Genomic DNA, 26,765 nt, shown 5'->3' on the forward strand with positions numbered 1-26,765 from the left:
AAAAAGTAGAACAACAGCCCGCTAGAGAGCCTCAAACCTGTGGAGATACTCGAAAAAGTAGAACAACAGCCCACTAAAGAGCCTCAAATCGGTGGAGATACTCGAAAAAGTAGAACAACAGCCCACAGAGAGCCTCAAACCGTTGGAGATACTCGAAAAAGTAGAACAACAGCCCGCCGAAGAGCCTCAAACCGGTGGAGATACTCGAAAAAGTAGAACAACAGCCCACCAAAGAGCCTCAAACCGGTGGAGATACTCGAAAAAGTAGAACAACCGCTCGCCGAAGAGCCTCAAACGGCCAGTGTTGCTCGATGATCTAGAACTACGGACCCTTGAAGTCTCTATTCTCCTATAGCGATGCCCGTCCTGGAAGCCGGGACTCACTAAACGGGGATCTAGCTCAATCGCCCGACTCATTGCGGCGCGGCCAGACAATTCCGTTCTGACCAAAGTGCCGACGGGCGAACCTCTCCCCGCGCAGCGACGCTGGAGGCTTGCTCATGCTGCCGCGATGCTCCCTTCGCCGCACTGCCGCACCGCTCCCGACGATCAGGACCGCTCGCCGAGAGCATCGGAGGCCAGCATCTGGAGGACGGAGCTGTCCATCGGCGGGTTGTGCAGGCCGGCGCGCACGTCCCGGTAGTACCGCTCCAGCGGGTGCTTGCGCGACAGGCTGGCGCCTCCGACGACGCGCATCGCCAAGTCGACGACCCGAATCGCGCCGTTGGTCGCGACGTACTTGGCGAGGCCGAGCTCCGGCTTCATCGCGGCCCGGCCTTCCTCGTCGCGGTCCCAGCGTTCAGCCGCCGAATAGAGGATCGACCGGGCCGAGCGCAGCTCGACCTCGATCTCCCCGAACGTCTGCCGCACGGCGGGCAGCGACGCGATCGGCTCGGCGAGATGATTGGGCCGGTACCCGCGGGCATAATCAAGCGCGTAATCGCGCGCAGCCAAGGCGATGCCGAGATAGCACGCAGGGATGTGCAGCAGCCAGCCGCCGCCGTCGTCGATGCCTTGGCCGGCGGGCAGCCGCATCTCCTTCTCCGTCCAGGCGCCGTCCAGCACGACGTCGTGGCTGCCGGTCCCGCGCATGCCGAGGGAATCCCACGTCTCCTCGACGGCGACCCGGTCCGACTTCCGGACGAGGAAGTCGGCCGTGCAATCCTCCTCCGGGACGTAGGCCGACACGACGAACCGGTCCAGGATGGGCGACAGCGTGCTGAACGTCTTGCGCCCCGTGATCCGCCAGCCGCCGTCCGCGGCGACCGAGGTCGTCTCCGGCTTGCCGCCGCGGCTGGGGCTGCCGGAAGCCGCCTCGCTGGCGAACGTGTTGATCATCGCGCCCTCGCTTACAATGTCCCGGCATAAGCCGGCGAAGAGCTCCTCCGGCCACTTCCCCGCCGTCCGCAGATGCAGCACCTGCCCGACGTGCCAGCCGACGGCCAGCGCCGTCGAGCCGTCCCCGTACGCGATTCTCTCCTGCAGCTGGACGAGCTCGTACAGCGAGATCTCGTCGCCCCCGTAGCGGCGGGGGACGGTCAGCTTCAAGTACCCGGCCGCCTTCAATTCCTCGAAGTTCTCGAACGGGAACGACCCTTCCCGGTCGTGCTTGAACGCTCTCTCCGCGAAGCGGACGGCGAGGGCTTCCGCCCGGTCGGCCCGGTCCCGCTCCTCCGCGGTTCGAATGTATCGATCCAGAATACGCATGTCCACCGACTCCTTTCCATCCTCTGCATTATACCAAAGGTTCGGGCCCGAAGCCGCGCCGAATGCGGAGATTTCGCCGGACGGATTTTACAAATCTTGTACAATCGGCCGAACCTTCTAAGGTATAATGGGGATGTTCGCGATTTTATCTATCCCGCATAGGAGGCTGGCCGATCTGAATACCGTGCTGAATATCGCCCACAGAGGCGCGTCCGCTTATTGTCCGGAGAATACGATGGCGGCGTTCAAGCGCGGCCTGGAGCTTGGAGCGACGGCGATCGAGACCGACGCGCAGATGACCTCGGACGGCCATCTCGTCCTCATTCACGACGAATGGCTTACGAGGACGACCGGACTGAACAAGCTGGTCAAGGACGTGACGCTGGAAGAGCTTCGGCGGCTCGACGCCGGTTCTTGGTTCGATCCGGCGTTCGCGGGCGAGAAGGTGCCGACGCTTGCGGAACTGCTCGAACTGGCCAAGAGCGCGGGAATTCAAGTGAACGTCGAGTTGAAAAACGGGATCGTCCTCTATCCTAGAATAGAGGAAGCCGTCATCGAAGAGATCCGCCGGCACGGCATGGCGGACCGGGTCATCCTCTCCAGCTTCAACCATTACTCGCTGGCGAAGTGCAAGCAGCTGGCACCCGACATTCGGACGGGCATTCTGTACATGGAAGGCCTCTACGAGCCGTGGGAATACGCTTCGCGCATCCAAGCGGAGGCGCTTCATGCTTACCACTATGCCGTTCTTCCGGAATGGGTCGCCCAAGCGGCCGAACGCGGCGTCGTCTATCACCCGTTCACGGTCAACGAACCGGCCGAGATGCGAAGGCTGCTGAAGGCCGGCGTGGCGGGCATCATCACCGACTACCCGGACCGGCTCGGCGAATTGCTGAAGGAAGGGGAGGACTCGCGCGGATGAAGCGAACGTGGCTGCTGGGCTTCGGTTTTTTCAGCATCAGCATCACCTGGGCGCTGTACAACGCCTTCGTCCCGTTCTTCCTCGACTCCTTCGTGAGCAGCGCCGCCTTGATCGGCTTCATGATGACGATCGACAACTACTTCGCCCTGTTTCTGCAGCCGTGGATCGGCAACCGCAGCGACAAGACGTCGACCCGCTTCGGACGGCGCATGCCTTATCTGCTGATCGGCATGCCGCTCGCCGCCGTATTCGTCGTCCTTATTCCGTTCCATACGAGCTTCTTCACGCTGGTGCTCTTTATGGTGCTCATGAACCTCTCGATGAGTCTCTACCGATCCCCGACGATCGCGCTTATGCCCGACTTGACGCCGGAGAACAAGCGGACGAAGGCGAACGGCATCATCAACTTCATGGGCGGCATCGGCGGCATCTTGGCGTTCGGAGCGGGTTCGGCGCTGTACGACAGGCACCGCTCTCTACCGTTTCTGGCGGCCGCGGCGATCACGCTGCTCTCCCTGTTTATCTTGTTCCGGTTCATTCGGGAGAAGCGGGATTCGGTCGTTCCGATCGCCGAAGGGACTCCGAGAATCCGGCTGCGCGGGGAGCTGGACCGGACGACCGTCCTGCTCTTGCTCGCGATCTTCTGCTGGTTCGTCTCCTACCAAGGCGTCGAAGCGTTGTTCACGCTGTACGGCAAACACCATCTGGGGCTGAGCGAAGACGCAGCCGCGTTTTCTCTTACCTTTTTCTCTCTGTTCTTCGTGCTGTTCGCCATCCCGAGCGGCTGGCTCGGCAACCGATTCGGCAAGAAAACCGTCATTCTGATCGGCATCGGAGGTCTCTTCGCCGTCTTCGCCGCCGTTCCGTTCGTCGAGGCGCTGGTCGCGCTTCGGGTGCTGCTGGCGCTCGGCGGCATATTCTGGGCGTGCATCAACATCAACTCCTATCCGTTCGTCGTATCGACGGGGGAGGAGAGGAGCATCGGCACGCGGACGGGGTTGTACTACCTGGCTTCGTCTCTCGCTGCGATCACGTCGCCGCCTCTGCTCGGTCTGGTCATCGACCGCTTCGGGTACGGCTCGCTGTTCGTCTGCGCCGCCGGCGGCCTCGCGCTCGCGTTCCTGTTCCTGCTCCTCGTGAAGCACGCCGGCAAGACCGCGACCGTTCGGCCCGGCTCCGCCACGTTGAGAGGCTAAACGCGGGCGCCGCACCTCCAGCTCTCGATCCTATCGTCGCTGAGGCCGGGTCATCCGGCCTCTTTCGCGTATTTAGCGGCGTCGATTCCAGCTTTGACCAGGTATTTTCCGAAAACAAGATTTCCCGTGTCCAGAAACAACTTGGCCGTCATACTCGATTCTCCGACGAGGCGGATCTCTCCGTCGGGGCCTTGCTCGAATGCGATTCGCTCCAGAGGTTCTCTCGCGCTTGCGTTGCCGGGATCCGCCCTCCGTGTCGTATAAAAAAAGCGGCCAGGGCAAAAACTGGAACCAAATCACGGGGAAGGACGCGGCGCGGATGGAATCGTTGTTGGAGGAGCTTAAGCGCAAGCTGGGAAGCGACGCCGACTGGTACTGCGAGAACGACGAGCTGTCGGGCGAACCCGTCACGCTGCTCGGCCTCGGTTCGCTGATCGACGTCTTCGAGACGAAGGAATCGATCCGGAAATACTTGACGTCGGCTCCCGGCCGCGAACGGCCGGAGAACCGGTTCCTCGGATTCTCGGAGGAGGCGAGAACGGCCGAAGAGGCGATCGAGGCGATTCTGAGCGGCAAGCTGCTCGTCTTCCGCGCCCGAACCGGGGAATGCTGGATCGCGGAGCCGGTCGCGAAGCCGCTGATGCGCCAGATCGGCACGCCGAACATCGAGAACGTCGTGCCCGGGCCGGTCGCCGCCTTCACCGAGGACATCCGGTCCAATATCGGGATCGCCCGGCAATATCTCCAATCCGGGAATCTTCGGGTGGAGATGAAGGCGATAGGTGCCGCGCACCGCATCGATGTGGCCGTCCTGTATGTCGAAGGGCGGGCCGATACGGTCTTCCTCGGGAAGCTGAACGAGCGGCTGCAAGAGGGCAAGAACGGGGACGTCTCCACGCTGCAAGGCCTGATCCGGGTGCTCGGGTTCCCGATGCGGTCCATCGTCTCCCGTCTCCAGTCGACCGAGCTGCCGGCCGAGGCCGTCGGCGCCTTGAAGAAGGGCAGAGTCGTCTTGTTCGTCGACCGGATGCCGTACGCTCTCGTGCTTCCGACGCAGCTGTGGGACTTGTTCGCGCTGGAGAGCGATTTGAATTTTCCCCGCCCGATCATGTACGCCCTGCGCGCTCTGCGTCTGATCGGAGCGCTGATCACGATCCTTCTGCCCGCGCTCTATGTCGCTCTCGTCGCGGTCAACCCGGAGGCGCTTCGCATCCAGCTCGCGCTGTCCGTCGCCCAGAGCCGCGAAGGCGTTCCGTATCCGGCTCTGCTCGAGACGCTGCTCCTGCTTCTTATCATCGAGCTTATTCTCGAAGGCAGCATCCGACTGCCGAAAAGCGTCGGGCCGACCATCACGATGGTAGGAGGCATCGTTCTCGGCCAAGCGGTCGTTACCGCCAAGCTCGTCAGCAACCTGCTGATCATCATTCTGGCCGCCACGACGATCGCCAACTCCGCGATCGCGGGATTTCAGAATTCGTATACGATCCGTTCGTTGAAGTACGTCACGCTTTTGCTTGCCGCCGTTTTCGGCGTCTTGGGCATTTTCGCCGGCTTCCTTCTGATCTGCGCCTATTTCGCCAGCCAGCATACGTACGGAGTCTCTTACGTCCAATTGCGGTTCGCGAAGGATGAGCTGCCCCATGGCTAGAAGCCTGCATGTTCTGCTCGTTTACGTCGTCACCCATCTCGGGCTCATCTTCTTCATGTACCCCGAAGACATTATCGCCAGCGCGGACGAAGGTCACTGGGTTCCCATCCTGACCGGGTTCGCGTTCCATTTCGCGTTCCTGTGGATTTACATGAAGGGGTTAAGCCGCGGCGGGGGCAAGGACCTGACAAGCCTGTACCTCGAATTGGGCAAAGTCGCGGCGGCGCTCCTGCTGCTGCCCGTCTTCGTATATTTTCTGATGGTCAACATCATTACGATCCGGTCGTATTCGGAGATTATCACGATCGTCTTCCTGTCGAACACCCCCCTATGGGCGATCATGCTTCTCCTGTTCCTCATTCCCGCGTGGATGGCGTCTCTCGGCATTCGGACGATCTTCCGCGCGACGTTCCTCGTCGCCGCCGTCTGCTTGCCGCTTGTGCTCTTTATCTTCGTCTCTTCGTTCCAGAACGTCGATTGGCGGTACGTCTACCCGCTTCTGGACAAGCACTATACGTTCTGGAACCGGATCTCCTTCTACAAAAGCTTCTTCGCGTACGCGGGCAGCTTCCTGTTCCTGGGGTTCGTTCAACCGTACTTCTCCTACCGGATTCGCACCGTTCTGTGGACGGCCGTCGGGATACTGCCTCTGTTCCTGTTCTCCGTCTACGTTCCTCTGCTGACGTTCGGAGAATCGACGGCGTCGACGTTTTTTTTCCCTTACGTCGTCACGCTGGACATGATCCAGATCAACTGGCTCATGTTCGAGCGGATCACCGTTTTTTTCCTCATGAGCCTGATCATCTTCGTCATGCTGTTCGTCTCCCTGGTGCTCTGGCAATCCTCCCAGATCGTCGGCCGATTCTGGCCGAAGGCGAAGACGAACTGGATAATCGGAGGGCTGTTCGTCGTCATCTTCGCAGGCTGCCTGACGGTCCGAAGCTGGAACGAAGTCGAACGATTGTTTATATGGAACACGTGGATCCGATGGTACGTCCTGATCGTCGTTCCGCTCACGGTCTACGCGCTGGGGCGGCGCGCCGAACGGGACGCGGGAGGGGATCGCTATGCGGCAGGCCGTTAAATGGATCGTTCTGTTCGGCATCCTGACCGCGTCGTCCGGCTGCTGGGACAACAAGGACATCAACCATCGCTCCCTTCCGGTCGTCATGGGCATCGGCGACGCGGCGGGCGATTACGAGGTGTTCCTGCAAATTCCCGAACCGGTGGACAGCAAGATGAGAGTCAAGATCGTCTCCGAGAAGGACAAGACGATCACCAAGGCTGTCGACAAGATATCGGAAAATCTGGAGACCCAAGTGGATCTGCTTCATCTGAAGCTCATCCTGATCCATTCCCGGTGCGCGGAGCGCGGATTGGATAATTTATTCGATTTTTTCATGCGGGTTCGGGACATCTCTCCCAAGGCGCTTGTCGTCATCAGCGACGAGGAGCTGGGAAGCTTCTTCCGCAACGTCCAGAGGTCGATGAAGCCGACGGGTACGAACCTGAACGACTTCTTCGAGAAAAACGCCGGGTGGAATCCCCAGATCGCGCTCACCCGAATCTGGCAAGTGTACCGTAGCGTTCACTCGTTCACCCGCGACGTCGCCGTGCCGATCGTGAAGTCCGGCAAGTCGACGCTGATCGAGCATATGGGCTCCGGCGTCATCCGCAACGGGAAGCTCGTCGGCCGGATCGACCCGGACGAGACGCTGCTGTTCAACACCTTCACCGGGCAGAGCGGGCAGGGGAAGATCGAGGTGCTCAATCGCTCTAGCGTCATGATCGACCAAGTCCGCGTCCACCGGCGCAGCGGGATAATAGGGGGCGTCCCTTGGATGAACGTCCGGATGGACATTACGGTGAATCTTCTGGAGCTCCGGCAGGGCACGACGATCGAAGAAGTCAAGAAGGAGCTCGCCGAGCTGCTCGACCGCCGGTTCGAGCGGATGTTCGCCCGGGTCCAGGCGGAGCGGTCGGATATATTCGCCCTGGGGCAGCATTTCCGCAATCTGCTTCCGAGAGATCGTCTGCGGGAATGGAGAGATCGGGATTATCCGCGGCTGAAGGTCGACTTCAAAACCTATGTCGTCATCGAGGACTACGGCCACGTGAAGGCGAATTGATCCGCCGAACTGACGGGCAACTCCGATGAATACGAAGAGCTGGCCGGAAGGGTCAAGCTCTTTTTTTTAATTGGGGATATTGACGTAGTGAGTCCTCACTACATATAATAAGCGCATGGATACGAACAACTCGCAACCATCGAAGAGGAAGAGGGCTCCCGGCATGAACGTCGAGGAGCGTAGGGCGATGATCGTCCGGGCCGCCTTGCGCTTGCTGGCGGAGGAAGGGCCGAACGTCACCACGCTGCAGATCGCGCGGGCGGCGGGCATCAGCGAGCCGACGATCTTCCGGGCGTTCGCCGACAAGAACGAAGTTCTGCTGGCCTGCCTGGACGAGGTGACCAAGCCGGAGAATCTAGCGATTGAGTTGGAGGCAATCGCACTCGAAGCCGACTTGGAAGTCCGGTTGGCCACGCTGATCGACGTCGTACGCGCCCATTCCGAGAAGACGGGGAAGGTTCTGAACGCGATCCGACTGGCGGCGCCTCCGGAGCCGCGAGCGACCGGGAAGCACGCAGAGATTATCGGGCAACGCTGGATGAAGAGTTACGCGGCCGTTCATGCGGGAGTGCAGAGCGTCCTGAAGCCGGATGAGGATCGTCTCCGGCTGCCGTTAGCCGATATGGCGACTCTCGTCCTGACTATAGTTTTCGCGATGGGACGCGCCGGAGGCTTGAATGCCGCTCTGCCCAACGTCTCGACGAAGCAGCTCGCGGACTTGATTTTGCACGGCGTCATGAAGTGATCCGAACGGAATCGGGCCATCGCGATCGGACCGGCGGTTCATATTCAGTTCACAAACGGGAGTTACATTACTGAGGTTGAATGAGAGAGTAACCACATGGAGATGATGCGTCGATGCTGAAGTTATTTCGGTTTTTGCGGCCGTATCGGTGGGGCGTCGCGCTGGTGATGGCGCTCGTGCTGCTGCAATCGCTGGCGGAATTGTATTTGCCCACGCTGATGGCCGACATCGTGAACAAAGGCGTCGTGACGGGCGACAACGCCTACATCTGGCGAATCGGCGGCTTCATGCTGCTCGTTACGCTCGGAGGCACGCTCGTCTCGATCGGCGCCAGCTACTACTCGTCCCGAATCTCCGCCGGCTTCGGCCGGGACGTTCGGGGCAAGGTGTTCTCGCACGTCGAGAACTTCTCGCTTCAGGAATTCGACAAGATCGGAACGGCGTCGCTCATCACGCGGACGACGAACGACATTAACCAGGTTCAGCAAGTGCTCGTCATGATGATGCGCCTGATGGTCATGGCTCCGATGATGTGCATCGGCGGACTCATTATGGCGCTGTCGAAGGACGCCAAGCTGACGCTCGTGCTCGTCGTCGCCGTCCCGGTGCTGACGCTGACGATTCTGCTCGTCGCGCGCAAGGGACTGCCACTCTTCCGCGCCATCCAGAAGAAGCTGGATAAGCTGAATCTGGTGTTGCGCGAAGGGCTGACCGGCATCCGGGTCATTCGGTCCTTCAACCGGCTCGAGCACGAGCAGGGACGCTTCGTCGAAGCGAACCGCGACCTGACGGAGACGTCGGTCAAGGTCAATCAGATTATGGCGCTGCTCATGCCGCTTATGATGCTGATCATGAACTTCTCCTCGATCGCGATCATCTGGTTCGGCGGGATCCGCATCAGCGAAGAGCATATGGCGGTCGGCGATCTGATGGCGTTCCTTCAATACGCGATGCAGATCATGTTCTCCCTGCTGATGCTGTCCATGATGTTCGTCATGGTGCCGCGGGCTTCCGCGTCGGCCGTCCGGATCAACGACGTCCTGCTTCAGGACGCGGTGATCAAGGACCCGGCGAAGCCGGCTTCCAAGAGCGGTCGCCACGGCGACGGGAAGACGATCTCCGGCGGCACGGTGGAATTCGACAACGTGACGTTCAGCTACCCGGGAGCGGAGCAGCCGGCCGTCGAAGGCATCTCGTTCCGGGCGATGCCCGGCGAGGTGACGGCGATCATCGGGGGAACGGGCTCCGGCAAGTCCACGCTGATCAACCTGATCCCGCGCTTCTACGACATCGATTCCGGCTCGATCCGGATCGACGGGGTCGACGTCAGGGAATATACCCAGGAGCAGCTTCGGGCGAAAATCGGTCTCGTGCCGCAGAAGGCGGTGCTGTTCACCGGCACGATCGCGGACAACATCCGTTACGGCAAGGAAGAGGCGACGGACGAAGAGATTCGCCGCGCCGCGGACATCGCCCAGGCGACGGACTTCATCGAGGGCATGCAGGACGGCTTCGGATCGATGATCGCCCAAGGCGGCACGAACGTGTCCGGCGGCCAGAAGCAGCGTCTGTCGATCGCCCGGGCGCTCGTGCGCAAGCCGGACATCTACCTGTTCGACGACAGCTTCTCGGCGCTCGACTACAAGACCGACGCCCGCCTTCGCGCGGCGCTTCGCCGGGAGACGACTGCGTCGGCCGTCATTATCGTCGCCCAGCGGGTCAGCACGATCATGGACGCCGACCGCATCATCGTTCTGGACGAAGGTCGGATCGCGGGCATCGGCAATCATAGAGAATTGATGGCGACATGCGAAGTGTATCGCGAGATCGTGTCTTCGCAGCTGTCGGAGGAGGAGATCGCATGAGCGGACAACCGAGAGGACGCCAGGGCGGTCCGGGCGGTCCGATGCCCGGCGGCCCGAGACCCCCGGGTCCCGGCTTCGGCCCCCCGGGAATGATGATGCCCGGCCAGAAGGCCAAAAACTTCAAAGGCTCGTTCCGCAGGCTGCTCGGCTATTTGCGGCCGTACCGGTTCAAGCTGCTGACCGTGTTCATTACGGCGATCGCGAGCACCGTTTTCTCCATCCTCAGTCCGAAAATCATGGGGAAGGCCACCGACAAGCTTTTCAATGGCATTATGGATAAAATAAAGGGCGTTCCCGGAGCGTCGATCGACTTCTCCGGCATCTGGCAGATCGTCGTCCTGCTGGCGGGTCTGTACGTCGTCAGCTCGCTGTTCAGCTACCTGATGCAATATTTGATGGCGGGGGTCGCGCAGCGGACGGTGTACCACCTTCGCAACGAAGTGAACGACAAGCTGTCCCGGCTGCCGCTCAAGTTTTTCGATTCCCGCACGCACGGGGAGATTCTGAGCCGCGTCGTCAACGACGTGGACAATATCAGCAACACGCTGCAGCAGAGCTTGACGCAGTTGATCACCTCGATCGTGACGCTCGTCGGCGTCATCGTCATGATGCTGACGATCAGCCCGCTGCTCACGCTGATCCTCGTGTTGACCTTGCCGCTCAGCTTCTTGGTCATCAAGGCGATCGCCGGCCGCTCCCAGCGGTATTTCAAGGGCCAGCAGGAGCAGCTCGGCCGGTTGAACGGCCACGTCGAAGAGATGTATACGGGGCACGCGATCGTCAAGGCGTTCGGCCGCGAACGGCAGTCGCTCGAAGCGTTCGACGAGATCAACGGGAAGCTGTACCAGTCCGGCTGGCGCGCCCAGTTCGTCTCCGGCATGATCATGCCGCTGATGAACTTCATCGGCAATATCGGCTACGTCGCGATCAGCGTCGTCGGCGGCGTGCTCGTCACGAGGCAGGCGATCAGCGTCGGCGATATCCAGGCGTTCATTCAATACGCGCGGCAATTCACGATGCCGATCACGCAGACGGCGAACATCGCGAACATCATCCAGTCGACGATCGCGTCGGCGGAGCGGGTGTTCGAGCTGCTGGACGAACCGGAGGAGGTTCCGGAGCAGCCGGGCCGAATCTCTTCGGAATCCGTCAAGGGTGACATCGCCTTCCGCGGCGTTCGGTTCTCGTACAAGGAAGACGAACCTCTTATCGAGAACATGAACATCGATGTGAGGAGCGGCCAGACGGTGGCGATCGTCGGTCCGACCGGAGCGGGCAAGACGACGCTCGTCAACCTGCTCATGCGCTTCTACGAGGTGAACGGGGGATCGATCACCGTCGACGGCACGGACATCACGAAGCTCAGGCGCGGCGATCTGCGAAGCCTGTTCGGCATGGTGCTGCAGGACACGTGGCTGTTCAACGGCACGATCCGCGACAACATCGCCTACGGCCGGGCCGGCGCGACGGACGCGGAAGTCGTGGAGGCGGCCAAGGCGGCGTATGCGGACCACTTCATCCGCACGCTGCCGGACGGCTACGACACGGTGCTGAACGAAGAAGCGTCGAACATCTCGCAGGGCCAGAAGCAGCTGCTGACGATCGCGCGGGCCATCCTCGCCGATCCGGCGATTCTGATCCTCGACGAAGCGACGAGCAGCGTCGACACGCGCACGGAGATCCACATCCAGCGGGCGATGAACGAGCTGATGGAAGGACGCACGAGCTTCGTCATCGCGCACCGTCTGTCGACGATCCGCGAGGCGGACCTCATCCTCGTCATGAACAAGGGCACGGTCATCGAGCAGGGCACGCACGAGGAGCTGCTGGCCAAGGGAGGCTTCTACGCCGACCTGTACAACAGCCAGTTCTCCGAGGAAGCCCAGCCGAGCGCGGTGTGAGTCTGACGACGGATCAAAATTCATATTTCGAAAGACGGCTGCCGGGTTTCGGCGCCGTCTTTTTTTTCTATGTCGCGCTCCATTGCGCGTCTGAACCCGCCCCCCGCCCCGTTCTACGCATTCTCCGTTCGGCAATGAGACGCCAATTTCACGGACTGCACGAGGCTGAAGCGGGTGGCGATAAATTCCTTTTCATGGGAAATTATGATTTCTATTTAGAATCTACGGTGCTCATGCCACTATCCCCTTCGATCAGTACGGTTGGATTATCTGGCCTTTGTGCCACTATCCCGTTCGCTCAGTGTGATTGGTTTATCGGCCTTTGTGCCACTATCCCCTTCGATCAGTGTGATTGGCTTATTTGGCCATTATGCCACTATCCCCTTCGATCAGTGTGATTGGCTTATTTGGCCATTGTGCCACTATCCCCTTCGATCAGTGTGATTGGCTAATCTGGCCTTTGTGCCGCTATCCCCATCGATCAGAACGGTTGGCTTATCTGGCCCTTGTGCCGCTATCCCCATCGATCAGTGCGATTAGAATATCGGCCATTGTGCCACTATCCCCATCGATCAGTACGATTGGATTATCGGCTCTAATGCCACTATCCCTTCAACTCAGCCTGATTCTGGCGTCGACTCGAATTCACTATCGACTATGGCTCCCTGATTCTTTTTAATAGGCGTGCAGGATTTCCGACACCCGGCCGATTGATTCTTTTCCTGATTCAAAGGGATAGTAGTCTGTGGTCTAGGGAAGGCGATTTCCTGAATCGAGGGGATAGTGGACAATCGTGCAGTGAAGCAATTTACTGATGCGAGGGGATAGTGGTCTGTAGGCGCAGCCGGCAAATTACTGACGCAAAGGGATAGTGGACTAAAGTTATAAAATCCGAAATTCCTGAGGGGAAGGCCCCTACTGAAGCAATGGGATAAGAGGCTGCGGGGGGCGAGAGAAGGTGCATTTCCTGAAGTGTGGGGATAGTGGTCGGATGCGTTGGAGAGAGAGTTGACTGAGGCGATGGGATAATGGCGGTAAGGCGCAGTTTGGATGTACCTGATTCGAGGGGATAGCAGTCGGACAGGCGGCGGGAGAAGGTGTATGAGGCCAGCGTCAACGACTTCATCCGGTTTTCAGCTTCCGTTCATCGTCCGTTCATTTGGACATGGTAATTTTCCAATAGTCGGAATGACGGAAGGAGAGTTGCGATGAACAGGAGATGGAACTTGGCGCTGTGCGGAGCGCTTGCTGTGGTTATGCTGGCCGGATGCGGAAGCAAGGCGGACGGCAGCGACGCGCTGGCGAACGGGCAGGCGCAGGTCGATGCCGGGGCGGGACAGAACGGACAAGGCGGCGGCATGCGAGGCGGCATGGGGATGACGGACGAGAACGGCAACGCAGCCAACTTGATCGGGAAGGTGAAAAGCGTAAACGGCCAGACGATTACGGTATACAAATCGTCGATCGACCCGGGCCAGATGGGACGGGGCCCGGGCGGCCCGAACGGCGGCGGGGGCCAGCCGCCAAGCGGCGCGCCGAACGACGGTAGCGGCCAGGCCCAGAACGACGGGCGGGCTTCGGGCTCGGCGGGCGCGGGTACGGGAAGCGCCGGAACGGGAAGCGCCGGAACGGGAAGCGCCGGAACGGGAAGCGCCGGAACGGGGGGCACGGCCGGCAGCGACGGTGTCGGTAACGGCAACGGTGGAGGCGGTGGCGGCAACGCAAACGGCAACGCAAACGGCAACGGCGACGGAGCCGAAACCGGAGCTGGAGGCAATCGGCCGCCGGGCGGGAGCATGGCCAACCTGTTCACGGACGAGACCGTGGACATTACCGTGACCGACGCGACGAAGATCGAGTCGACGAGCTTCGAGAACGGACAGGCGTCGACGAAGGAAGTGGCGCTTGCGGACTTGAAGGCGGACGATGTGATCACCGTCTGGCTCAAGGACGGCACGCAGGAAGCGACGACGATACGGCTCGGAGGATTCGGGGGCGGACGCGGCGGCCGGGGAGGACCGCAAGGCGGGCAGCAAAGCCAACAAGGTCAGCAAAGCCAGCAAGGGCAGCAAAGCCAGCATAGCCAAGGCTAGACCGGCTAGCAGCCAGACAAGCACCAAGCCAGCTGCCAGACAAGCACCAAGCCAGAAGCCGAGCCAGTATTCAAGCGGCGAAGCAAGCGGCCGGCAGAGCCCGTCCGCGAACTCGGCCGGTCAAGCGGCTGCGGCGCATGGATAAGTTACGTTTACACATTTTCAACAACATAGATAGACAGCAAGAAGCCGTCGGGAAGGAGACGATCTCCTCGCCCGGCGGCTTCTTGCTTAACCGGCTCCCGAGCGTCTGTAGGCAGCGGGAGTCGTGCCGACGAATCGCTTGAACGAGCGATGGAAGTGGGGCAAGCTCTCGAAGCCGCAGGCGGCCGCGATCTGGCCGACCCCGTCGCCGGTCTGCAGCAGCAGCTCCTTCGCGCGGATGAGCCGCTTGGCGGCGATGAAGCCGGTGACGGTCATCCCGGTCAGCTGCTTGAACAGGCGGCTGAGGTGGGCCGGGCTGACGGCGGCATGAACGGCGAGCTCGGCCAGTCCGATCGGCTCGCAGAACCGCTCGTCGATATAGAGCAGCAGGCTCTTCATCCAGTCGGGCGCGGCGTCGGACGATTCTCCCTTGGGGGAACCGGCGGCGGTCTCCCGGTTGATGCGCAGCAGAAGCTGATGGACGATCAGCATGACCGCGTGGCGGAAGCCCGGCTTCTGCTCCTTCAGCTCGGCGTCGATCCGGTCGACGAGAGCCTCGATCCCTTCTCGCAGCGAATCCGTACAATCCAGCTTAAAGCTCTTGCGCGCGCGACCTAATTCGAAGCAGCGCAAATAAGAGAACGACTCCCCGAGCGACGACGGTTGGATGAGAACCGGACTGAAAAAGACGGCCGTCGAAGTGACCGGGTCGTCGCGGTCGGGGAAGGAACGGTGAATCGTATTGCCGGGAATGACGAACAGGTCTCCGGCCCGCATGTCGTAGATCGTCTGGTCGATGAAGAAGACGCCCTTCCCGCTGTGGACATAAACGATCTCGTACCAGTCGTGCAGGTGATCGGGCAGCTCGGTGCGGTAGTTCTTCAGATCCCGGTGCATGATCGAGAACGGGAACGCCGGATCGGCGTTGAACTGCTTGCGAAGCGGGTTCACGAGCGCGCCGCCTCCTTCCGTTTCGGTTCGTCCTGCCCCGAGGATATCAAAAAAGGGTACAAAATTGCAAGAGAAGGCTATTTTAGGATTCAAAATAGCTGTTAAAGTAAAGGTATAGCGTTTGCAAAAATGCGCATATAAGGAGCCGTCAAGATGAGAATCGACGCCCATCAGCATTATTGGAAGATCGCCAGAGGCGATTACGGCTGGATCGGGCCGGAGCTGCCGATCCTGTACCGGGATTATGGCCCGGCCGACCTGAAGCCCCACCTGGACCGGCACCGGCTGGACGGAACGATCGTCGTGCAGGCCGCGCCGACGCTGGAGGAGACCGAGTATCTGCTGGAGCTGGCGGAGAAGGACGAGACGATTCTCGGAGTCGTCGGCTGGCTCGATCCGAACGATCCGAACCATCTGGAGCATTACGAGCGATTCGCGGGTTATCCGAAGTTCGTTGGCTTCCGCGTCATGATTCAGGAGATGCCGGACGCGAACGCGGTTCTGGAGCCCGGCTTCGTGGAGGCGCTTCGAATCTACGCGGACATGGGCGTCCCGGTCGATCTGCTCGTCAAGTCCCATCAACTGGACCCGCTGGTCCGGCTGATCGACCTCGTTCCCGACCTGCGCGGCGTCATCGATCATCTGGCGAAGCCGAGGATCGCGGCCGGGGAGCTGGAGCCCTGGCGTTCGCGGATGAGCGAGCTGGCCGCCAACCCGAACCTCTATTGCAAAATATCGGGTCTGGCGACGGAAGCGGACCATCCCCGCTGGAAGACGGAAGACTTCCGTCCGTATATTCGTCATGCTCTCGAAGCGTTCGGACCTAAGCGGGTTCTGTTCGGAAGCGATTGGCCCGTCTGTCGCCTGGCGGCGGAGTACGATCAGGTCGTCGACATCGTGGAGAAGGCTCTCCCGGACGGCTGGGGCGAGGAAGAGAGAGCGAGGTTGTACGGATTAAACGCGAAGGAGTTCTATCGGATATGAAGACGTTGAACCGGAATTCGCTGAACGAATCGGAGAGAAGCCAATTCGAACAGACGCTTGCCGCTCCCGTCACGGTGCTGCAGATCGGGGAAGGCAACTTCCTGCGCGGCTTCGTCGATTGGATGCTGCAGCGCTGCCGGGACCAGGGGCTGTTCCATGGGAGCGTCGCGGTGACGCAGCCGAGGCCGTCGGGCCGGGCGAAGATCGAAGCGCTGGCCGCGCAGGACGGCATCTACACGCTCGTGACTCGAGGTCTGGAGAACGGGGAGAAGGTGGAGCGCAAGGAGACGATCTCGGTCTTCGCCGAAGCGTTCGACCCGTATTCGGACTGGCCGCGGCTCGCGTCGCTCGCGGAGAGCCCGGACCTGCGGTTCGTCGTCTCGAACACGACCGAAGCGGGTCTCGCTTACCGGCCCGAGCCGTACGAGGAAGGGAAGCCGATCCAATCGTTCCCGGGGAAAATCGCCTGGCTGCTCTACCGAAGATACGTAGCCTTCGGCGGGGCCGCGGACAAGGGGCTGATTTTCCTTCCGTGCGAGCTGCTGGAACGCAACGGCGACGAGCTGAAGCGCTGCGTCCTTCGCTATAGCGAAGATTGGGCTCTTCCGCAGGCGTTCCGCGATTGGGTGGAGGCTCGCAACCGGTTCCTCAACTCGCTCGTCGACCGCATCGTAACCGGCTACCCGGCCGATCAGGCGGACGCGTGGTTCGCGGAGTGGGGCTACGAGGATCCGCTGCTGAATACGGCGGAGCCGTACCACTTCTGGGCGATCGAAGCCGAGCCCGAGCTGGGCGGAGAGCTGCCGCTCGGCCAAGCGGGGCTGAACGTGAAGTGGGTAAGCGACCTGAAGCCGTATCAGCTGAGAAAAGTGCGTATTCTGAACGGCGCGCACACGCTGATGACGCCGCTCGCGCTCCTGCACGGTCTCGAATACGTGCGCGAGACAATGGAGGATTCCCGGTTCGGGCCGTTCGTGAAGGAAGCGGTGGAACGGGAGATCGTTCCGGCGGTCCCGCTGCCCGAAGAGGAATTGACGGCGTACGCGGCGACGACGTATGAGCGGTTCCTGAATCCTTTTATCAACCATCGTCTGTCCGACATCGCCATGAACAGCCTGAGCAAGTTCCGGACGCGGGTGCTTCCGTCTCTCCTCCATTACCCTGAGCGCGGACTGCCGCTTCCGGACCGAATCGTCCGGTCGCTGGCAGGACTGCTCCGGTACTGCAAGGCCGAGCGGGAAGGCGAGGAATTCCGCGGCCGCACGCTTAAGGGGACGGCCTATACGCTGCGGGACGACGCCGCGCTGCTCGGGACGGTCGCTTCCGTCTGGGCGGAGGGACTGCCTCTGGAAGGGACGGTCGGCAAGCTGCTGGCTTTATCCGAGATTTGGGGCACCGACCTGTCGGCCGTGGAAGGGTTGGCGGAGAAGGCTGCCCGATACATTCGCGAGATGGAGGAAGCAAGCGATGAATAGCTGGGTGAGGCTGCATCCGAGCGATCACGTCGTCATCGCCCTTCGGCCCCTGAGCGCGGGGGATGCGCTGACGCTGGAGGACGGCGCGGCGCTTACAGTGAGGGACGACGTGCCGAAGGGCCATAAGGTGCTGACCCGGCCGGTCGAAGCCGGGGAGCACGTGCTGAAGTTCGGCTATTCGATCGGCCGCGCGAAGGAAGCGCTGAAGCCGGGAAGCTGGGTGCACACGCACAACCTCGGAACGGGGCTCAAAGGAATTCTCGACTACAAGTACGAGCCTTCCGCCAAGGCCCCGCTGGACGAATCGGCCGTCGGGACGACATTCCAAGGCTACGTTCGGGCCAACGGGGACGTCGGCATCCGCAACGAGATCTGGATCATCAACACGGTCGGCTGCATCAACAAGACGTGCGAGACGATCGCGCGCCGGGCCGAGGCGATGTACGGGGACCGGGTGGACGGGATCCATCACTTCGCCCACCCGTTCGGCTGCTCCCAGCTCGGCGACGACCTGACGCACACGCAGAAGCTGCTCGCCTCGCTCGTCCATCACCCGAACGCGGGCGGCGTGCTCGTCGTCGGCCTCGGGTGCGAGAACAACCGGATCGACAGCTTCAAGGAAGCGATCGGCGACTTCGACCCGCGGCGCGTCAAGTTCATGAAGTCGCAGGACGAGGAGGACGAGCTGGAGGCGGGACTCGAGCTCGTCGGGGAGCTGGTCGAATACGCGTCCGGATTCGAGCGGGAGCCGGTTCCGGTGTCGAAGCTGAAGCTGGGCCTAAAGTGCGGCGGCTCGGACGGCTTGTCCGGCATTACGGCGAACCCTCTCGTCGGCACGGTGTCCGACCGGCTGATCGCCGCCGGAGGGACGGCTATCCTGACCGAGGTGCCCGAGATGTTCGGCGCCGAGACGATTCTGATGAACCGCGCCGCCGACGAGCGGGTGTTCGGCCAGGTCGTGAACCTGATCAACGACTTCAAGAACTACTTCGTCCGGCACGGCCAGGAGATCTACGAGAACCCGTCGCCGGGCAACAAGGACGGAGGCATCAGCACGCTGGAGGAGAAGTCGCTCGGCTGCACGCAGAAGGGCGGGCAGGCGACCGTCGCGGACGTCGTTCCGTACGGCGGGCGGACGACGGCGCCGGGGCTGAACCTGCTGGAGGCGCCGGGCAACGATCTCGTGTCCGTCACCGCGCTGTCGGCGGCCGGGGCGCATATCGTCCTGTTCACGACGGGACGGGGAACGCCGTTCGGCGGGCCGGTCCCGACCGTGAAGCTGTCGACGAACAGCGAGCTCGCGGGCCGCAAGAAGAACTGGATCGACTTCGACGCCGGCCGGCTGCTGGAGGACCGGACGATGGCCGAGCTGACGGACGACTTGTGGGAGCGCATCGTCCGCATCGCCTCCGGCGAAGAGAGAACGAAGAACGAGAAGAACGGGTTCCGCGAGATCGCGATTTTCAAGGATGGGGTGATTCTGTAGCATGAAGTACCGCAAGCTAGGACGCACCGGCCTGACGGTGTCGGCGCTCGGGTTCGGGGCGTCGTCTCTCGGCTCCGTGTTCCGCGACACGAACGACGAGGAAGGCATCCGCGCCGTGCATGAAGCGTTCGACGCCGGCATCAATTACGTCGACGTGTCTCCCTATTACGGGCTGACGAAGGCGGAGACGGTGCTCGGGAAGGCGCTCAAGGACGTGCCGCGCGACCGGTTCCTGCTCTCGACCAAGGCGGGACGCTACGGCGCCGACGAGTTCGACTTCCGGGCGGAGCGCATCGCGAGCAGCCTGGAGGAGAGCCTGAGAAGGCTTCACACCGACTACGTCGACCTGATGTTCCTGCACGACATCGAATTCGTCCCGGCTTCCATCATCGTCGAGGAAGCGTACCCGGCGCTGCTGAAGCTGAAGGAGCAGGGCAAAATCCGCTTCGCCGGCATCTGCGGCCTGCCGCTCGAGCTGTTCGAGAAGCTCGTTCCGCGGCTTGAGCCGGACGTCGTCATCTCTTACTGCCACTACTCGCTGAACGACTCCTCGCTGCTCGAGCTTCTGCCTCTGCTCGAAGAGAAGGGCGTCGGCCTCGTCAACGCGTCGCCGCTGTCGATGGGACTGCTCGGCACGCGGGGGACGCCCGATTGGCATCCGGCGAGCCCGCGGCTGAAGGCGGCGTGCCGGGAAGCGGCGGAGCTGTGCGCCGCGAGAGGCGCCGACATCGCGAAGCTGGCCGTCCAGTTCTCGACGTCGAACGAGAGAATCCCGACGACGCTCGTCAGCACGGCGAATCCGGCCAACATCCGGAACAACGCCGCTTGGGTAGACGAGCCGATCGACGAGGAGCTTCTGGCGGACGTGCTCCGCGTTCTCGAGCCGATTCAGGGCGAGACGTGGCCGAGCGGCCGGCCGGAATACAACGGGAAGATCGGAGGGGAGCCGGCATGAAGGGCATCGTCTGCCGGGAGGTCGGCCGCTTCGAGGCGACGGACACCCTTCCCGAGCCGGAAGCGAAGGAAGGACACGCGATCGTCGGCGTGAAAAGAATCGGAATTTGCGGAACGGATTACCACGCTTTCCGCGGCAACCAGCCGTTTTTCGAGTACCCGCGCATTCTCGGCCACGAGCTGGCGGGCGTCGTCGAGGAGGTCGGCGACAACGAATCCGGCCTGCGCGCGGGCGACCGGGTAAGCGTCATCCCGTATCTTCATTGCGGGACGTGCGTCGCCTGCCGCGCGGGCAAGACGAACTGCTGCACCGACATGAAGGTGCTCGGCGTCCATGTCGACGGCGGGATGCGCGAGCGCATCTCCGTCCCGGTCACGCACCTCATCCGGGCGAACGGGCTCACGCTCGACCAGGCGGCGATTCTGGAGCCGCTCGCGATCGGCGCGCACGCGGTGCGCCGCTCCGAGCTCGCGGCGGGCGAGACCGCGCTCGTCATCGGCGGCGGACCGATCGGGCTCGGCGTCGCCGCGCTCGCGAAGCGGCGCGGGGCGAAGGTGATCGCGATGGACCTCGACCCGGGCCGGCTGGAGTTCTGCCGCGATTGGGCGGGCGCGGACGAGCTCGTGCTGCCGTCCGGGGACGACGCGTTGCGGCGGATCGCGGAAGCGGCCGGCGGCGAGCTTCCGACGGTCGTATTCGACGCGACGGGAAGCGCGAGATCGATGACGGATTCCTTTCAATATGCGGCGCATGGTGGTAAACTGGTATTCGTCGGGCTGGTCAAGGCGGACATCGCGTTCAGCGACCCGGAGTTCCACAAGCGGGAGCTGACGCTGATGGGAAGCCGCAACGCCACGAGGGAGGACTTCGACGACGTGATGGAAGCGGTTGCCGCGGGCGCGATCGACGCGGACGGCTACATCAACCGCCGGGCTCCGTTCGGGGAGGCGACCCGGGCGTTCGAAGAGTGGCTGAAGCCCGAATCCAAAGTCATTAAAGCGATGGTCGAGTTGTAGAACGGCGGCTTGGCCGGAAGGGGAAGATGAGCCTATGTCAACGAACTTATTGCAATCCTTGTCCCAAGAGAAAATCGTGGCGATCATCCGCGGCATCTCCGCGGAGCACGGAGACGCGACCGCGAAGGCGCTTGCCGACGGCGGCATCGTGTTCCTGGAGGTCACGCTCAACACGGACGGCGCCCTCGGCATGATCTCCCGGTTCCGGGAGCAATACGAAGGACGGATGCGCATCGGGGCGGGCACGGTGCTCGATATCGGCCAAGCGAAGGAAGCCGTCAAGGCCGGTGCCGAATATATCATCTCGCCGAACCTGGACGAGGAAGTCGTCTATTACGGCGTGGAGCAAGGCGTCGACGTCTGGCCGGGAACGATGACGCCGACTGAGATCGTCCGCGCTTACAAAGCGGGCGCTTCGGCGGTCAAGGTGTTCCCGATGGGCGCTCTCGGCGTCAACTACCTGAAGGAAGTGCGCGCGCCGCTGAACCATATTCCGATGATCGGAACGGGCGGGGTGAACCTGTCCAACATCCGCACCGTGCTGGAGGCGGGCGCGATCGCCGTCGGGCTCGGCGGCAACCTGGTGGACAAGCAGCTCGTCAAGGAAGGCAAGTTCGAAGAGCTGACGAAGCTGGCCCAATCGTTCGTCGCGGAGGTCAAAGGAACGAAATGACGATAAGCCCGATTCGTCCGGCCGACGTCGTCACGATCGGCGAGAGCATGGTGCTGCTGCAGCCGATGAACGACGGGCCGCTCGCTTACGCGCCGTTGTTCACCCGTTCCATCGCGGGCGCCGAGTCGAATCTCGCGATCGGCCTGTCCCGCCTCGGCCTGCAGGTCCGATGGATCAGCCGTCTCGGGGCGGATCCGTTCGGCGATCTGATCCTGTCCACGCTGGCCGGGGAAGGGATCGACGTCTCGCTCGTCGAGCGGGACCCCGCGTATCCGACGTCCATCTACTTCAAGGAGTTCAAGGGCTACGGCGATCCCAACGTCTATTACTACCGGAAGGGATCGGCGGTCAGCCAGTGGACTCCGGCGCACGTCGAACGCCGCTGGTTCGAAGGGGCGGGCCACCTGCACGTGACCGGCATCACGCCGGCTCTCGGACCGGCGACCGCCGATACCGTCCGCGCGGCCATGATCGAAGCGCGCGAGCAGGGGCTGACCGTCTCGTTCGACCCGAACCTGCGCCGCAAGCTGTGGAGCGAAGAGAAGGCCCGCGAGACGCTGCTCTCGCTCATTCCGCTTTGCGATATCTTCATGCCGGGGCTGGAGGAAGCGGAATTCCTGTGCGGCCCGATGACGGAGGAAGCTTACGGGGCCCACTTCATCAGCCTGGGGGCCAGAGCCGTCGTGCTGAAGCTGGGCGAGGAGGGCTCCGTCGGGTTCACCTCGATGGCGGCCGTCCGGGCGCAGCCCCACGTCGTGAAGCGCGTCGTCGACACGGTCGGCGCCGGCGATTCGTTCGCGGCCGGCTTCCTGTCGTCGTGGCTGAAGAACGAAGAGGAGACCGACGAGAACCGGCTGCGCGCCGCGCTGGAGCGCGCGAACCTGATGGGCGCCTTGGCCACCCAATACAAGGGCGACTGGGAAGGGCTGCCGAAGCTGGACGAAGTGCAGCGGCTTCTATCCGGCGGACGGGAGACGACCCGGTAACCGGCTAATCGGCATAGACGCATACGATGGACCGCCGTTCGAGCTTGCTCGGACGGCGGTTTTTTACTTTGCACCAAAAAGGATTTACCGTCTAAGGACCAGCTTCACAAAAAATTAATGGCTCTCGATTATGCTGGAGCTATGGAGGACGAGCGGGGCGCGCTATCGCCGACGGAGCCGCCCGCTTGTTCTCACTCTTCGGCATAATCGGGGTGACCGTCATGAGCAATAGCCAGAAAGCATGGATACCGGCCATCCTTCTCCTTGCGGCGGCGGCGGCTTCAGTCGCTTATTTCTTCCTGCGGGCGAATCATGGACATACGGGAGAGCCTCCCCGGATCGGGCAGGCAGCCGGAATCGCAGGCCGCTTGGGGCATCCGCCCGGCGGGAGGGGCGAAGGCGCGGGCGGCCTCTTCAAGACGCTTGGCACCGTCTCCGTCTTCCTTGGCGCCGCGGGCTTCTCCTGGTTCTGGTTCCGCAGGAGGCTTCGTTCGACGTCGCTCCTCGTGCGCCGGGTCGGCAAGCTTCTGCACGCGTCGCACGCATGGCTAGGTTGGGCGACCGTCTTCCTGATCGCGGTCCATGGGATTTATTTTCTGATTGCCAAATCGCATGACGATAAAATCTGGACCGGCCTCGCTTGCTTCGCCATTCTGGCGGGACTGGCCGGGTACGGCTTCTTGATTCGGAGAATCCGCAATCGCTACATGAGAACCGTGCACCGCGCGCTCGGGGTCGCTTGGGCTCCGCTGCTGATCGCGCACGCCGGAGGCTCCGCCATCGCGGCCATCGCCGCCGCGATGGCGATCGGGGCCGCCGTCCGTCTCCTCGACCGGCCGTCCGGCAAGCGCGAGCTCGGCCGGTCCGCTTAATGGCGCAGGCCGCGGCCGCTGCGTCGAAGGCGGCGGCTCACTCGTACAGGCGCCGGAACTGCTCCGGCGGAAGCCCCGTCTTGCGCCGGAACGTCGCCACGAAGTGGCTGGCGTCGCGGAAGCCGACGAGCTCGGCGATCGCCTTGACCGGCGCGTCCGGCATGCCGATGAGCAGCTCTTTGGCTTTGCGAAGGCGCAGGTGGATCAGATACATGTACGGGGACACGCCGAACGCGTGGCGGAACAGGACGTTCATCGTGCTCGCAGGCATGTCCAGCACTTCCTTCATCTCGGCGAGGCCGATCTCCGCGTCGGCGTACCGAAGCTCCAGCCAATCGAGCAGCGGACGCAGTCTCTCGGAGCTGCGGACGATGGCCGAGCGATTGTCGAATTGCCCGTATTGGCGGAGCGCGAGGAGGAATCGGTAGGCGTCCGCGGACGCGTTCAGCCCGAACAGGTCGGAATCCTCCTCGATCCTATCGAGCATGTCCTCGATCGCCCGGTTAAGGGGCGTCGCGTCTCCCGGCTCCCAGCGAACGGGCTGCGATTCGAGCAGGTTGAGCGCCAGCAGAATCTCCGGGACGGCGGGTCCCCCGAACGTCAAATAAGCGGTCTCCCATCGTCCGCCCGCCGGCTCGTACGTGTGGGGGACGCCGGGATGAACGAGCACGCCGGAGTGGACCGGGAGGGAGAACGTCGCTCCGTTCGCCGTGAACGTGCCTTCCCCGGCCGTCGTCTGCAGCCAGTGGTAGTAGGGATAACCGTCGGGCCGAACCATCCTGCTGGGCTCGAGGGTCGTTCCGACCGTCTCGACGAACAGGGGGAGCGTCCGGCCGTGCGCCGGCGCGAGCACGAATCTTCTCATTTTTCGCCATACTTCCTTTGTTGGATTCTTATATGCGCCTACGCAATGATTATATTTTACCGCATTCCCCATTCCTTTAAAATAAGGATATCCTTATATCGACAAAGGAGTGGCCGATTTGATCAACGAGAAATTGCCGAAAATTTGGTACGGCGGAGACTATAACCCGGAACAATGGGAAGCGGATACATGGGCGGAAGACGATCGGATGTTCAAGCTGGCGGGAATCGACGTGGCGACGATCAACGTGTTCTCGTGGGCGCTGAGCCAACCGAGCGAAGACGATTATCACTTCGAGTGGCTGGACGAGACGATCGACCGGCTTCATCGCAACGGGGTCGGCGTCTGCCTGGCGACGAGCACGGGCGCGCATCCGGCGTGGATGGCGAAGAAGTACCCGGAAGTGACCCGCGTCGACTATCACGGGCGCAAGCGCAAGTTCGGAGGCCGCCACAATTCGTGTCCGAACAGCCCGGTGTTCCGCCACTTCTCCAAGCTGATCGCGGGCAAGCTGGCCGAGCGCTACAAGGACCATCCGGCGCTGCTCATCTGGCACGTCTCCAACGAATACGGCGGCTACTGCTACTGCGACAACTGCGCGGAAGCGTTTCGGGGCTGGCTGCGCAAGCGCTATGGTACGATCGACAAACTGAACAAGGCTTGGAACACTCGTTTCTGGGGGCATACGTTCTACGATTGGGACGAGATCGTGCCGCCGAACGCGCTCAGCGAAGAGTGGGACGGGAACCGGACGAACTTCCAGGGGATCTCTCTCGATTACCGCCGTTTCCAGTCGGACAGTCTGCTCGAATGCTACAAGATTGAATACGAAGAGTTGAAAAGGCACACCCCGAACGTTCCGGTGACGACGAACCTGATGGGCTTCTACCCGGAACTGAACTACTTCGAATGGGCGAAGCATCTCGATGTCGTCTCCTGGGACAATTACCCGTCGCTGGACACTCCGTTCAGCTTCACGGCGATGACGCACGACCTGATGCGCGGCCTGAAGCAAGGCCAGCCGTTCATGCTGATGGAGCAGACGCCGAGCCAGCAGAACTGGCAGGCTTACAACTCGCTCAAGCGCCCCGGCGTCATGCGGCTGTGGAGCTACCAAGCGGTGGCGCGCGGAGCGGACACGGTCATGTTCTTCCAGCTGCGCCGGTCGGTCGGCGCTTGCGAGAAGTACCACGGCGCCGTCATCGAGCACGTCGGCCACGAGAACACGCGCGTGTTCCGCGAAGTCGCGGAGCTGGGACGGGAGCTGCAGCAGCTCGGGGACAAGCTGCTCGATGCGCGTTCGGCGGCGAAGGTCGCCATCGTCTACGACTGGGAGAACCGCTGGGCGACCGAGCTGACGAGCGGCCCGACCGTCGCGCTGAAGTACGTGGACGAAGTGCACAAGTATTACGACGCGCTGTTCAAGCTCGGCGTCCAGACCGCCATGATCGGAGTCGAGACCGACCTGAGCGGCTACGACATCGTCATCGCTCCGGTGCTCTATATGGTGAAGGAAGGATACGCCAAAAAAGTGGAAGCCTTCGTCGAAGCCGGCGGCACCTTCGTCACGACCTTCTTCAGCGGCATCGTTAACGAGAACGATATCGTCACGCTGGGCGGCTACCCGGGCGAGCTGCGCAAGGTGCTTGGCATCTGGGCCGAAGAGATCGACGCCCTGTTCCCGGACGCGCGCAACCAGGTCGTCATGAAGGGCGAGCAAGGCGCGCTGAGCGGCACGTACGAATGCGGCCTGCTGTGCGATCTTATTCACTCGGAAGGCGCCGAAGTGCTGGCGGAATACGGCTCGGACTTCTACAAGGGAATGCCGGCACTGACGGTCAACCGCTTCGGACAGGGCCAGGCCTGGTACGTGGCGACAAGCCCGGACGCCCGGTTCATGAGCGACTTCCTGGCGAATCTGGTCGCCGACAAAGGCATCCGGCCGCTGGCGAAGGTGCCGGCCGGCGTGGAAGCGGCGGAGCGGGTCAAGGACGGCAAGTCGTTCCTGTTCCTGCTGAATCACAACGCGGAGGAGGCGACAGTCGACCTCGGGGACCGGGGCGGAGTCGACTTGCTGACGGGGAGCCAAGTGTCGGGAACCGTCGCGATCGGCGCCAAGGGCGTCGTCATCGTCGAGAGAGGGGAGTAAGGG

21 protein-coding genes are annotated in these 26,765 nt (G+C 62.2%); 18 read left to right on the top strand and 3 right to left on the bottom strand.

Annotated features, from left to right (window positions below):
* Window positions 1-549: 549 nt before the first annotated feature.
* Entirely contained in the window at window positions 550-1,707 is a 1,158-nt protein-coding gene (locus tag H7B90_RS12670; protein WP_185136251.1) for an acyl-CoA dehydrogenase family protein, read from the bottom strand.
* Between the two features lie 133 nt (window positions 1,708-1,840).
* Here H7B90_RS12670 and H7B90_RS12675 point away from each other — a divergent pair, with 133 nt between their 5' ends.
* The 9 genes from H7B90_RS12675 to H7B90_RS12715 all read left to right on the top strand — a co-directional run bounded on the left by H7B90_RS12675 (window position 1,841) and on the right by H7B90_RS12715 (window position 14,206).
* Window positions 1,841-2,629, top strand: coding sequence for a glycerophosphodiester phosphodiesterase (locus tag H7B90_RS12675; RefSeq protein ID WP_376701731.1), 789 nt, complete (start codon window positions 1,841-1,843; stop codon window positions 2,627-2,629).
* Window positions 2,626-3,825: an SLC45 family MFS transporter gene (locus tag H7B90_RS12680; protein ID WP_185136252.1), complete on the top strand. Its 1,200-nt coding sequence runs from the start codon at window positions 2,626-2,628 to the stop codon at window positions 3,823-3,825. The genes H7B90_RS12675 and H7B90_RS12680 overlap by 4 nt, the downstream gene beginning before the upstream one ends.
* A 253-nt stretch (window positions 3,826-4,078) precedes the next feature.
* The gene (locus H7B90_RS12685) at window positions 4,079-5,473 is read left to right on the top strand and encodes a spore germination protein (protein ID WP_311772724.1); all 1,395 of its coding nucleotides are present in this window, start codon (window positions 4,079-4,081) and stop codon (window positions 5,471-5,473) included.
* Entirely contained in the window at window positions 5,466-6,557 is a 1,092-nt protein-coding gene (locus H7B90_RS12690) for a GerAB/ArcD/ProY family transporter (protein WP_185136253.1), read from the top strand. The genes H7B90_RS12685 and H7B90_RS12690 overlap by 8 nt, the downstream gene beginning before the upstream one ends.
* On the top strand, window positions 6,541-7,602 hold the full coding sequence (locus tag H7B90_RS12695; RefSeq protein ID WP_185136254.1) for a Ger(x)C family spore germination protein: 1,062 nt from the start codon (window positions 6,541-6,543) through the stop codon (window positions 7,600-7,602). The genes H7B90_RS12690 and H7B90_RS12695 overlap by 17 nt, the downstream gene beginning before the upstream one ends.
* 163 nt (window positions 7,603-7,765) lie before the next feature.
* Complete coding sequence (locus tag H7B90_RS12700) at window positions 7,766-8,347, top strand: TetR/AcrR family transcriptional regulator (protein WP_185136255.1); 582 nt, start codon at window positions 7,766-7,768, stop codon at window positions 8,345-8,347.
* Between the two features lie 113 nt (window positions 8,348-8,460).
* Complete coding sequence (locus tag H7B90_RS12705; RefSeq protein ID WP_185136256.1) at window positions 8,461-10,212, top strand: ABC transporter ATP-binding protein; 1,752 nt, start codon at window positions 8,461-8,463, stop codon at window positions 10,210-10,212.
* Window positions 10,209-12,113 carry an ABC transporter ATP-binding protein gene (locus H7B90_RS12710; RefSeq protein ID WP_185136257.1) on the top strand — a complete coding sequence of 635 codons (1,905 nt, stop codon included), beginning with the start codon at window positions 10,209-10,211 and terminating at the stop codon, window positions 12,111-12,113. The genes H7B90_RS12705 and H7B90_RS12710 overlap by 4 nt, the downstream gene beginning before the upstream one ends.
* Before the next feature lie 1,208 nt (window positions 12,114-13,321).
* The gene (locus H7B90_RS12715) at window positions 13,322-14,206 is read left to right on the top strand and encodes a hypothetical protein (RefSeq protein ID WP_185136258.1); all 885 of its coding nucleotides are present in this window, start codon (window positions 13,322-13,324) and stop codon (window positions 14,204-14,206) included.
* A 231-nt stretch (window positions 14,207-14,437) separates the two neighbouring features.
* On the opposite strand, the gene H7B90_RS12720 is transcribed toward H7B90_RS12715, so the two are convergent.
* On the bottom strand, window positions 14,438-15,301 hold the full coding sequence (locus tag H7B90_RS12720) for a helix-turn-helix domain-containing protein (protein ID WP_185136259.1): 864 nt from the start codon (window positions 15,299-15,301) through the stop codon (window positions 14,438-14,440).
* Between the two features lie 153 nt (window positions 15,302-15,454).
* Between H7B90_RS12720 and H7B90_RS12725 the strand changes: the two genes are divergently transcribed.
* The 8 genes from H7B90_RS12725 to H7B90_RS12760 all read left to right on the top strand — a co-directional run bounded on the left by H7B90_RS12725 (window position 15,455) and on the right by H7B90_RS12760 (window position 23,748).
* Window positions 15,455-16,285, top strand: coding sequence for an amidohydrolase family protein (locus H7B90_RS12725; RefSeq protein ID WP_185136260.1), 831 nt, complete (start codon window positions 15,455-15,457; stop codon window positions 16,283-16,285).
* Window positions 16,282-17,760, top strand: coding sequence for a tagaturonate reductase (locus H7B90_RS12730; RefSeq protein WP_185136261.1), 1,479 nt, complete (start codon window positions 16,282-16,284; stop codon window positions 17,758-17,760). The genes H7B90_RS12725 and H7B90_RS12730 overlap by 4 nt, the downstream gene beginning before the upstream one ends.
* Entirely contained in the window at window positions 17,753-19,246 is a 1,494-nt protein-coding gene (locus tag H7B90_RS12735; RefSeq protein WP_185136262.1) for a UxaA family hydrolase, read from the top strand. Before H7B90_RS12730 ends, H7B90_RS12735 begins: the two co-directional genes overlap by 8 nt.
* 1 nt (window position 19,247) lies before the next feature.
* A complete protein-coding gene (locus tag H7B90_RS12740; protein WP_185136263.1) occupies window positions 19,248-20,201 on the top strand; it encodes an aldo/keto reductase in 954 nt (317 codons plus the stop codon).
* Window positions 20,198-21,217, top strand: coding sequence for a zinc-binding alcohol dehydrogenase family protein (locus H7B90_RS12745; RefSeq protein WP_185136264.1), 1,020 nt, complete (start codon window positions 20,198-20,200; stop codon window positions 21,215-21,217). The genes H7B90_RS12740 and H7B90_RS12745 overlap by 4 nt, the downstream gene beginning before the upstream one ends.
* Before the next feature lie 34 nt (window positions 21,218-21,251).
* Window positions 21,252-21,890 (top strand): bifunctional 4-hydroxy-2-oxoglutarate aldolase/2-dehydro-3-deoxy-phosphogluconate aldolase, encoded by a 639-nt coding sequence (locus tag H7B90_RS12750; protein WP_185136265.1) that lies wholly within the window; start codon window positions 21,252-21,254, stop codon window positions 21,888-21,890.
* Window positions 21,887-22,876 carry a sugar kinase gene (locus H7B90_RS12755; RefSeq protein ID WP_221482028.1) on the top strand — a complete coding sequence of 330 codons (990 nt, stop codon included), beginning with the start codon at window positions 21,887-21,889 and terminating at the stop codon, window positions 22,874-22,876. Before H7B90_RS12750 ends, H7B90_RS12755 begins: the two co-directional genes overlap by 4 nt.
* A gap of 221 nt (window positions 22,877-23,097) precedes the next feature.
* On the top strand, window positions 23,098-23,748 hold the full coding sequence (locus H7B90_RS12760) for a hypothetical protein (protein WP_185136266.1): 651 nt from the start codon (window positions 23,098-23,100) through the stop codon (window positions 23,746-23,748).
* 37 nt (window positions 23,749-23,785) lie between these two features.
* Here H7B90_RS12760 and H7B90_RS12765 read toward each other — a convergent pair whose 3' ends face one another.
* Window positions 23,786-24,613, bottom strand: a complete 828-nt coding sequence (locus H7B90_RS12765; RefSeq protein ID WP_185136267.1) for an AraC family transcriptional regulator — start codon at window positions 24,611-24,613, stop codon at window positions 23,786-23,788.
* Between the two features lie 118 nt (window positions 24,614-24,731).
* On the opposite strand from H7B90_RS12765, the gene H7B90_RS12770 reads away from it, so the two are divergent.
* Window positions 24,732-26,762 carry a beta-galactosidase gene (locus H7B90_RS12770; RefSeq protein WP_185136268.1) on the top strand — a complete coding sequence of 677 codons (2,031 nt, stop codon included), beginning with the start codon at window positions 24,732-24,734 and terminating at the stop codon, window positions 26,760-26,762.
* Window positions 26,763-26,765: the final 3 nt, after the last annotated feature.

It is taken from the genome of Cohnella xylanilytica (genome assembly GCF_014212175.1).
Lineage (GTDB): Bacteria > Bacillota > Bacilli > Paenibacillales > Paenibacillaceae > Cohnella > Cohnella xylanilytica.